The 8,652-nt window shown below is 43.0% G+C and carries 5 protein-coding genes and 4 pseudogenes; 1 reads left to right on the top strand and 8 read right to left on the bottom strand.

Annotation, left to right across the window (positions count from 1 at the left end; all coding sequences use genetic code 11):
• Positions 1–189 precede the first annotated feature (189 nt).
• The 6 genes and pseudogenes from DXA55_RS18000 to DXA55_RS16370 form a co-directional block, all read right to left on the bottom strand.
• A complete protein-coding gene (locus tag DXA55_RS18000) occupies positions 190–420 on the bottom strand; it encodes a hypothetical protein (protein ID WP_242996994.1) in 231 nt (76 codons plus the stop codon).
• The gene (locus tag DXA55_RS16395; RefSeq protein WP_242998653.1) at positions 417–1,085 is read right to left on the bottom strand and encodes a helix-turn-helix domain-containing protein; all 669 of its coding nucleotides are present in this window, start codon (positions 1,083–1,085) and stop codon (positions 417–419) included. The genes DXA55_RS18000 and DXA55_RS16395 overlap by 4 nt, the downstream gene beginning before the upstream one ends.
• 881 nt (positions 1,086–1,966) lie before the next feature.
• A pseudogene (locus tag DXA55_RS16385) lies at positions 1,967–3,123 on the bottom strand (FprA family A-type flavoprotein).
• A 176-nt stretch (positions 3,124–3,299) separates the two neighbouring features.
• Positions 3,300–3,488, bottom strand: a pseudogene (locus DXA55_RS16380) (AAA family ATPase); the annotation flags it as partial.
• A gap of 229 nt (positions 3,489–3,717) precedes the next feature.
• Positions 3,718–4,785 (bottom strand): helix-turn-helix domain-containing protein, encoded by a 1,068-nt coding sequence (locus DXA55_RS16375; protein WP_055227852.1) that lies wholly within the window; start codon positions 4,783–4,785, stop codon positions 3,718–3,720.
• A gap of 318 nt (positions 4,786–5,103) precedes the next feature.
• On the bottom strand, positions 5,104–6,702 hold the full coding sequence (locus tag DXA55_RS16370) for a glycoside hydrolase family 43 protein (protein WP_117805412.1): 1,599 nt from the start codon (positions 6,700–6,702) through the stop codon (positions 5,104–5,106).
• 376 nt (positions 6,703–7,078) lie between these two features.
• On the opposite strand from DXA55_RS16370, the gene DXA55_RS16365 reads away from it, so the two are divergent.
• The gene (locus tag DXA55_RS16365) at positions 7,079–7,960 is read left to right on the top strand and encodes a helix-turn-helix transcriptional regulator (protein ID WP_022461078.1); all 882 of its coding nucleotides are present in this window, start codon (positions 7,079–7,081) and stop codon (positions 7,958–7,960) included.
• On the opposite strand, the pseudogene DXA55_RS19440 reads toward DXA55_RS16365, so the two are convergent.
• A pseudogene (locus DXA55_RS19440) lies at positions 7,957–8,271 on the bottom strand (glycoside hydrolase family 43 protein); the annotation flags it as partial. The gene DXA55_RS16365 and the pseudogene DXA55_RS19440 overlap by 4 nt on opposite strands.
• Before the next feature lie 25 nt (positions 8,272–8,296).
• Positions 8,297–8,374: pseudogene (locus tag DXA55_RS19675) on the bottom strand (hypothetical protein); the annotation flags it as partial.
• Between the last annotated feature and the right edge of the window lie 278 nt (positions 8,375–8,652).

The raw sequence follows: 8,652 nt of genomic DNA, 5'->3' as shown, positions 1-8,652 counted from the left end.
CATTCAACAACTGTTATATATAAAACAAGGGTGAAAAGCTCAAACTGTAAGCTCACCACCCTTGCATATCATAGAAGAATCTTATTTACAGACTTTTTCTCACAGTCTCAATTCTGAAATCCACAAAGAGGATACCACCGAATTATCAAAACAATGATTTGTGATATCCTCTTCTCACTTTTGCTATTCTTATTTTACAAACTCAGCCGAATAATAATACATATACTCATTATCTGTATCTATGTATTCTCCTGTAATGTCCTGTATCGGCAACGAACTCACTCCTTGTTCGCCATAGATCAGTGCTGCCAATCCTTGCTCTGTTCCGTACTCTATCGTGCTTTTGTTCTCTATAGAGGTCGCAGATCTTCCATAATATTCTCTGTTTGCAACACCTTCCAAGATTGGCGTTTCTGTCATATATTTTGAATATTCATCTGCTGCAATAGCTTTGCAGTAAAATTATCAAAATCCGGAGTGATGACAATCAATCCATTTTTTGCAGATTTCACGTCCTCATAGGAAAGTTCCAAAACTCGTTTATGAGAAACTCGTTTTCCAGAATGATATTCTGACAAGTAAACGTATAATGCTTGAAATGTATCTTTTGAATTGTATCGAAACATCATGGTTCCATCAATTCCGGACAACAATTCAGCCGTTTTCATTTCTACACTATCCGGGTCTACTGCTTCTATATAATTTTGTGGTTGCCGCAATTTATTACATACCATGATTCCAAGAGTAATAGCAAATACTCCCACAGCAATAAGAAGTATAGCAATAATCTTCTTTAAATAACGCTGTTTATGACTACTATCTTTTGATATCTGTATCAGTGTATCTTCCGATTTTTTTTCTACATTAGTTACCTCAATATCTTCACCTGCCAAAAATTCATTTAGACTGATGCCTAATATTTCACATAATTCTAAATACACAGACACATCTGGTAAACAAATCCCACGTTCCCATTTGGAAACTGACTTATCACTCTTACCCAGTTTCTCAGCAAGCTGTTTTTGAGTCATACCAAGTTTTTTTCTTTTTTCTGCAATATAGCTTCCGATTTTCACAAGGTCCATAAATACTTCCCCCTTTCAAAATTATAGTATCTATTTTGTCCCAAAAAGTACACCCCTTAATGGTAGAATCGTATTATATAGCAGAATCTCATCCAATTTCATAAAATAAAAAGGACGCTGTATGCTCTCGTTTCTTTCGGGGCTACAGCGTCTTTTCTGCTTTCACGGCTCGCGCAGACCGCAGGGCAGTCAAACAGATTTTTCAGCAGACATAGTTTAAGCCCGATCGATTCTTTTTTCTCTCGACCGGGCTTTTAATGAATTTCCAGTAATTTCATTTTATACACCTGCTGCTTTCATTGATTTCGGGGTATTTCGTTATGTTCCTTTTGGACCGTACCTCCTGGATTTTTTTGTTTTTATTTTTTCCCTATGGGCCTCTGCCTTTCATTGGAATCATCTCCTTTAGGTTCTATATGTAAACTCTTCAGAGATTTTTTTGATGTTCAGATTAACTATGCCATTGGACTGTACCTCTTACTTTCTTAGATTTCGTCTTGATGTTTCTTTTTCGTTTTGATGTTTCTTTCTTGTTTTTATTTTTGTTCTCTTTTCTTTTGTTGATCTTATATTAACTCATCTTCTCTGTTTTGTCAATACTTTCTTTTAATTTATTTTATATTTTATTATTTTCAGAATATTATGACATCAAAATTGAAAGATCAGAAACCTGATGCAGTCTCACTTACAAAGAGGCGGCCGCAGGCTTTCGCAAAATTCAACCCCGGCTTTTTTTGACCCACCGCAGGGCGATCCTGCTCCCTCCGGAACTCCACAGAATCTTCTTTCCAAAAGAGGAGAACGAAAGACTCCGCTGTCTTTGCCTTTCGCAAAGTCCAGCGGAGCATTTTTCCCATATTCTTTCTTCTCTTCTTAATTTCTTATTTGCAGAGTTCTTCGGCCAGTGCCTCGATCTCTTTTACGTTCTCTTCCTTCACAGCGGACATTACTTTTACATTATTCTCTGTCCAGGTGATATTTTTGCTCTTCTCAAACATGCCTTTCATCACTTTCGCTGCGGTCGGTGCCCAGCTTCCGTTTTCGATCAGACCAATGGTGCGGTTCTGGAGCTGCGCTCTGTCAGACGGTTGATGAAATCCTGCATGAACGGGTAAATACCTGCATTGTAGGTCAGCGTTGCAAGAACCAGCTTACTGTAACGGAAAGCATCCGCTACGGCGGCGGACATATCGTCTCTTGCCAGATCGTAAATAACAACATTCGGACAGCCTTTTTCTTTCAGCTTATCTGCAAGCAATTCGGCAGCTTTTTTTGTATTGCCGTAAACAGAAGTATAGGCAACCACAACGCCTTCTTCTTCCGGACGATAAGAAGACCAGATATCGTATTTTTCAATGTAGTGGCCAAGATTTTCCGTCAAAACCGGACCGTGCAGGGAACAGATTTTCCGGATATCCAGCGTACCTGCTACTTTCAGGAGCTTCTGTACCTGCAAACCGTATTTTCCGACAATACCGATAAAATAACGGCGTGCTTCGTCATCCCATGGTTCCTCGCGGTCGAGTGCACCGAATTTTCCAAAACCGTCTGCTGCGAACAGAACCTTGTCCGTGCTGTCGTATGTAACCATAACCTCCGGCCAGTGTACCATCGGAGCGAACACGAAGGTCAGAACGTGTTTTCCGAGCGTAAGGGACTCACCGTCCTTTACTTCCAGTTTCCTTCCGGCGAGATCCATCTTTGGGAAAAAGTTTTTCATCATGGCAAAGGTTTTTGTGTTTGCAACAACGGTTGCTTCCGGATATGCTTTTACGAAGTTTTCAATATTCGCAGAGTGATCCGGCTCCATATGCTGTACGATCAGGTAATCCGGTTTTCTGCCAGCCAGTGCTTTCGCAACATTTGCCAGCCATTCATCCGCAAAGTTTGCATCTACGGTATCCATAACTGCCGTTTTTTCATCGAGAATTACGTAAGAATTGTATGCCATGCCGTTCGGCACTCTGTACTGACCTTCAAAAAGGTCTACCTGATGATCGTTGACTCCCGCGTAGATAATATCCTCTGTAATCTTCATAAAAATCCATATCCTTTCCATCTTGTTTTTTCCTGCCCGGAACCTGCTCCGAACCGTATATTTTTATATTATCCTATGATGGAGAAAAAAGCAAGTAAAAATAGTAAAGATTACTATTTTTACTTACTCTCCTCCGTTTACACACACGATATCCTTTTTCCACAGCTTGCAAATCATCACAATACTTCTATTTTACAGGCATGTTCTTTTGTTTCTTTATCATAACTGATTCCAACCGCCAGTATACGCCCGGTATATCGTTCCGTTTCCGCCATCTTTCCCTTGAACCGCAAAGCATATTCTTTCTCTTTAATCTGCGCAATCGCTTCTTCCGGTGTATGATCTACCTTCAGTTCAAGTATAACAGTTCTGTATTTATCGTATGGTTCCCTGCTGTTTAAAAACTGTCCCATGTTTTACGGCCTCCTTCTTATGCTACATGTGCTTTCAGAATCTTTCTGTGCTTGATTTTGTGAGATGCTTTTCCGTCAGTCGCAAAAGCAAGTGCAGAAAGATTCCGAGCGTACATGCTGATACTATGAGTATAGTCTTTTTCTGTGGGAGGCGCAAGAATGGAATCCCGTTTCTCACTTCTTATTTATTTTCCGGGAAAACAATCTCTTTCTCTGGTACGCCTTCTGATTTGATGACGTAGCCGTCAACATCATCAAAATGAATCTTGTACTGATATTCGCTTTCACGTCCCTCTTTTGCGTCATCGGCATCAGCGTAATAGGTAAGGCGAATTTCGAAAGTATTTTTGTTTCCTTCGCGCCAGGACTCATCGCCGATCAGCCAGTCGTTTTCGAGGTTTTTGTTTCTTTTCAGCAGCACCTCGGCGTACTGCTGTGCGCCGCTCCAGATTCCTGTGTTTTTGTACCGGTTCTGCATGGTGTTCTGATACTGCCACAGTGTTACAAACATGATCGTCGCCATAATTGCCGTGAAAAGAACGGTTTTGTATTTCTTTTCTTTTTTCTGTCTCTGTCGGCGGATACATCGAATGGTTCCGATCATCATCATTACCAGAACAAACAGATACCACAGGGTCCAGAAGATCTGCTCTTTTCGTTCCAGACCGCCGGGAATGAATTCTGCCAGCTGATCGCCCCAGACGAAATTTACCAGGGATGCCAGAATGCCGATAGACAGAATGGATGCTGCCCCATAGACTTTCCGGCTTTCTTCATCATCGAGGTTCTGGAAGAAATACCACAGCGATACAAACGCTGCTGCCACCAGACCACCTAGAATCAGGCCGCCGCCCACGTTTACGATCTTTGCCGCCCACGCTGCCGCTGCCACACCGATCACCAGAAATCCCGCGATCACGTTTGCGTTCCGGTCCTGTTTTTTCTGCTGCCTTGAAATATCACCTGCGTTCTGCAGCATTTCGGCCACCTCCTTCTGAGTATACTGAATTTCCGGCGCCGCCTCTTCCTTCGCCTTCTCCTGCCGTTCGGAGCGCATCAGTTCCAGCACAGAAATCCCAAGTGCCTGAGCCAGCGGCTCAATCGTCTGGATATCGGGAAAGCCAAGTCCCCGCTCCCACCGGCTGACGGCTTTATCCGTCACATGAATCTTTTCCGCAAGCTCTGCCTGCGTCATCTTTTTCTCTTTTCGCATTCCGGCAATAAACCGCCCGAACTCTTTCGCTTCCACGTCGTGTCCCTTCCTCCTGCTGTTCCCGCACCGCCTCATGTTGCCCAGCGGAGCGTTTTACAGTCTCAGAATAGGCGAAAATAGGCTGTTTTGTCAATCTACGAATCCTTTACCTGCGTTTTTACGCCAAAAAATCCCCGATTCAGCACAAAAGTGCCAAATCAGGGATCTTGTATTTTCCTGTATTTACAGCCCGATCATATTTGCAAACAATACGATCAGCGGAATGGCAATGATGGTTCTCTCCAGAAAGATCACCAGCAGTTTCCAGAAATTCAACGGAATTTCACTTATAAATGCCGGGGCGGGAACTTTTTGTTAAAAATATCGGAATCTGCCGAATTCTGCGATTCCCCCTGTTTCTTTCGTTGCATAGGCAAACAGTCCCACTCTGCATCCTGTGAAATGATCCATTTTGAAATAGAGCTGATGCCATGGTCCGATCTGTTTCCATTTTTCATCGCTCCAGTATAAAAACCGGACTTTATCGTGCTGGTTCTGGAAATCCGCTTCCATCCGGATTCTTATTTTCGATGATTCAACCGCCACTGCTTCCCATTCGATTTCTTCACTGTTGCCCTGGTTTCCTTCTATGCTGTCATGTTCCTCTTCGAGAGATCTCATAACCAGAAGCATCTGTCCATCACGCTTTGTAACGGCCGCCATGCCGTAACATCCCTGTAATGCACACATTCCTGCATAATCTCCGTCCTTTATTCCTTCCGCATCAACGGTTACTTCTGTTATGCACACCGGAAACTTCATTCTCTGGGTGATCGTATTGACTGCCTGCGTGACATTTTTGCACTGCTTTCTGCAGACCATTCTAAGGCATCCTTTTTCTGCATCATTCTCAATCCAGGAAAGTTCCGGTTCGTGGTTGAACTGCCAGCAGCTCTTCCATCCAAACGTTCCAAACAGCCGTTTCTGTTCCGGATTCCATTCCGAAAAATCATCACTCTCCACAAGCGGATGATATTGTGCATCCGGTCTTGTGCTTTGTGTTTCCACTTCACAGAGTGCCCTTCCCGAATCACCCAATACCGGATAATTTTCTTTTATGATCTGCTCTTTTTGTTCGCCCGGCGCCGGCATACAGGTAACTCTGACATTTTTCTCCCATTTTACTGGCACAAGAACCGGGATTCTGCCGACGGCACCTCTATCCTGAAAAAGCACGGCATACCATTTATGGTCCGGCGTATCCACAATTCCTCCCTGTGCAACGCCCTGCCCACAATATCCCATAGTGTCACACAATACATCTCCGCCTTTAAATTCTCCCGTCAGGCTGTCTGATACATAGCACGCCTGCGTCCGCATCCACCTGTCCGGAAGGGAATGAATCAGGAATAAATAATACATTCCATCGATTTTATAAAAATGACTTCCTTCAAAACCAAGCCCCGGATTCCGACTGTCACTGACCAGAATCCGATCCAGTCCGCCTTCCTTTGGACCGCTCAGATCTTTTTTCAATTCCTGCAGACGAATATTTCTATTGCCGGAAACAATATAAACATGATCATCCTCAAACAAAAGTGAGCAGTCATGATAAAAGCCTTCTATGATGCGTTTTTCCCATGGTCCTTCGATATTATCAGCAGTATAAAGGTATGTTTTTCCGGTATCATTCGCCACAAAGCAAATATAATACATCCCTTTATGGTATCGGAGCGATGCAGCCCACATGCCTTTTCCATAGCAGTTTTTCTCCCCGACAAGTCTCTGTTCCTCTGTGCTGTCCAGTCTTTCATACACATAGCTCAGATGTTCCCAGTGAACGAGATCATAAGACCGCAGGATTTCACACCCCGGCACAAAGTGCATTGTGGTGCTTACCATGTAATACGTATCGTCTACCCGGATGACATCCGGATCCGGATAGTCCAGCCCTGTAATTGGATTTTTTCCTATTATCTTCATATAGTCTCTCCTCGTATGATATTTCAGGGTCATACTATAGCAATCTAATAAATTATTGCACATAATTACACGAATGAAACCACCCTATGCAGTCCGTTGGACGAATTGTTAAAAATCCTTTTGAAATAGCTGATGGTAATTCCAAGCTTCAATAAGTAGTTTTCGTGTTTCATCATGTAACATAATAATCACCTCTTAACTCTATCATAGACCTGTTGTCAAGAGTATGCAGTATTTTTTTGGAGTGCTATAGATTGGAATTCTGTTTTCGATTCTCTTCTTTTTAAAATTTCTTTTCCTCTTGTGATATCCGTTTTACTGTATTATGATAATATCAAATTTACAGCAGTCCGGCGGAGGCAATATTATGATTGAACATTTAGACGGGATTCATGAAACCGTAACGTATAAAGAAAACAGCAGTCTGCGGCTTTTTGTAAATACAGACTGTGAAGATTATCCCATTCACTGGCATACTCCCATGGAAATCATTATGCCTCTGGAAGGAACTTACACAGTCTTTCTTGGGGATAAGCACATTCTTCTTCAGGAAGGTGATATTATTTTCATCTGTCCAGGAGTCCTCCACTCTCTTGCAGCACCGGAAAGCGGAAAACGAATCATTCTGCAGATTGAATGGTCTGTTGTCTCAAAAATCCGTGATCTCAATTCCATTCTCTCGCTGATTTCCCCCATTCTCACCCTTACACCACAGACTGCTCCTGATATTTATTCCGATATTTATCATCTCATCTGCCAGATTCTTTCGGAATACGAAAAGGATTCCTTTCTTTCGGAGGCCGTTATCTATGCGCGCATGCTTGATATTCTTTCTCTGATCGGCAGATACCAGGCCTTTGCATCCTGCCGTTTTGATGCCGGACCGCAAAAACAGAAAGAATATCTGGATCGTTTTCTTTCCATCTGCAATTATATTGATGAACACTGCACGGAAGATCTTTCCCTTGATCACGTTGCAAAAACAGCAGGCTTCAGCAAATACCACTTTACCAGACTGTTTAAGCAGTTTACAAATACCACCTATTACAAATACCTTAATCGCAAAAGAATTGATCATGCCATGCTGCTCTTATCCGATCCCGATATTCCTGTCACGGAGGCAGCACTTCAGTCTGGTTTCTCCAGTCTTTCCACCTTTCTTCGCGTCTTCCGTTCTGTCAAACAATGTACGCCTACGGAATTCCGCGATATGTATATTCATCCGGAAAAACTGCAGAAAAATCCCTAATTCCTGCTGCTGCAGGTAAACCATGCAAAGTCTGCATGGTTTTTACTTTCCATTCCATTAGAAGAATCATACATGCCGATGGTACATCCGACAAAACCACCTGCCTCTTCTGTTGTGTACGGAAGAAGACTGATTTCCTCTGCTGCACATTCCCAGCCATTTTCTGACGCAATCCATACTTTTGCCGTCTGATCATGGCATTGCAGGCGTATTTTCAGCAGTTGTTCCGTCTCTCCCCGCAGTAAAACTTCTGCTGCTTTCGTTTCTGTTCCTTTGATACACGTTACAACACGAAAAACTTTCTGTTCCTGCTTTTTTTGCGATTTCCATCCTCAAATGATTCTCATGATTCTGGTAAAGAACCAGACCTGCTGTTTCCTTCTCGTTTTCCGGCACAAAGAAAACTCCTGTTTCCGCGTGAACCTCACATGACTAAAGTCACGTGCTTCCGGCCGCTTTAAGCGGCAGACCAAATATCGGCGGATACGCCTGTTACTTAGATTTTGCACGGATACGCGCTTCTTCCATGCCGGATACGGCAGGTTTCCACATAACAGGTAATCCACTACATATCTGCCTGTGTTTATGCTGCTTTACGCAGTTCCATTTCTGAAATCAGTTCTCTCAGATCTGCATAAACACATGAGGTTCTACGCTTTACTGCAGGAACTTTTGCCTCCAGCAAAGACCTT

The sequence above is a fragment of the Blautia sp. OF03-13 genome, from assembly GCF_003460685.1.
Classification (GTDB): domain Bacteria; phylum Bacillota; class Clostridia; order Lachnospirales; family Lachnospiraceae; genus Fusicatenibacter; species Fusicatenibacter saccharivorans.
The sequence above is the reverse complement of the archived record's forward strand: the minus strand, read 5'-3'. Positions and strand labels throughout refer to the sequence as shown.

Coding starts and splice junctions, on each gene's coding strand:
- DXA55_RS18000 (WP_242996994.1), bottom strand. CDS start 420: ATGACAGAAACGCCAATCTTGGAAGGTGTTGCAAACAGAGAATATTAT.
- DXA55_RS16395 (WP_242998653.1), bottom strand. CDS start 1,085: ATGGACCTTGTGAAAATCGGAAGCTATATTGCAGAAAAAAGAAAAAAA.
- DXA55_RS16365 (WP_022461078.1), top strand. CDS start 7,079: ATGATTGAACATTTAGACGGGATTCATGAAACCGTAACGTATAAAGAA.